This window comes from Streptomyces sp. SAS_270, from assembly GCF_052543295.1.
In genome coordinates, this window is the sequence record NZ_JBMNDS010000186.1 from 1 (window position 1) to 1,229 (window position 1,229).

1 protein-coding gene is annotated in these 1,229 nt (G+C 65.5%); it reads left to right on the forward strand.

Going from position 1 to position 1,229, the window contains the following annotated elements; all coding sequences use genetic code 11:
- Nucleotides 1-158 precede the first annotated feature (158 nt).
- Nucleotides 159-1,169 carry a type I glyceraldehyde-3-phosphate dehydrogenase gene (gap, locus tag ACN6LB_RS45810; protein WP_356144959.1) on the forward strand — a complete coding sequence of 337 codons (1,011 nt, stop codon included), beginning with the start codon at nt 159-161 and terminating at the stop codon, nt 1,167-1,169.
- Nucleotides 1,170-1,229 lie beyond the last annotated feature (60 nt).

Genomic DNA, 1,229 nt, shown 5'->3' on the forward strand with positions numbered 1-1,229 from the left:
GTTCCGTACCCTACTGGTGGGTACGGAACCCCCTGCCGTGTATGGGGCATCTCGATGTCACCTCGGGAGCCTCAGGGAGGTAGGGTCGTAGGCGGTCGGGGACATCCCATACAGCTCGCCGGAGTCGAACCCGGCGTACCAACGAGGAGATCGGTTTCGTGACGATCCGCGTAGGCATCAACGGCTTTGGCCGCATCGGTCGTAACTACTTCCGCGCGCTGCTGGAGCAGGGTGCTGACATCGAGATCGTGGCTGTCAACGACCTGGGTGACACCGCGACCACCGCTCACCTGCTCAAGTACGACACCATCCTGGGCCGTCTCAAGGCCGAGGTGTCGCACACCGCCGACACGATCACCGTCGACGGCCACACCATCAAGGTGCTCTCCGAGCGCAACCCCGCCGACATCCCGTGGGGCGACCTCGGCGTCGACATCGTCATCGAGTCGACCGGCATCTTCACCAAGAAGGCCGACGCCGAGAAGCACATCGCGGGCGGCGCCAAGAAGGTCCTCATCTCGGCTCCGGCCAAGGACGAGGACATCACCATCGTGATGGGCGTCAACCAGGACAAGTACGACGCGGCCAACCACCACGTCATCTCCAACGCGTCCTGCACCACCAACTGTGTGGCGCCGATGGCCAAGGTTCTCGACGAGAACTTCGGCATCGTCAAGGGCCTGATGACGACGGTCCACGCGTACACCAACGACCAGCGCATCCTGGACTTCCCGCACTCGGACCTGCGCCGCGCCCGCGCCGCCGCCGAGAACATCATCCCGACCACGACGGGTGCCGCCAAGGCCACCGCCCTGGTCCTCCCGCAGCTCAAGGGCAAGCTCGACGGCATCGCGATGCGCGTCCCGGTCCCGACCGGCTCGGCCACCGACCTGGTCGTGACGCTGGCCCGCGAGACCACCAAGGACGAGGTCAACGCCGCGTTCAAGAAGGCCTCCGAGGACGGCGACCTCAAGGGCTACCTGTCGTACACCGAGGACCCGATCGTCTCCTCGGACATCGTCAGCGACCCGGCCTCCTGCACCTTCGACTCCTCCCTGACCATGGTCCAGGAGGGCAACTCGGTGAAGATCCTCGGCTGGTACGACAACGAGTGGGGCTACTCCAACCGCCTCGTCGACCTCACGGTCTTCGTCGGCGACCAGCTCTGATCGACAGAGCAGGCACCTCGATGTGAGAGCAGGGCTCGGGCAGCGCACGGACGCGCTGCC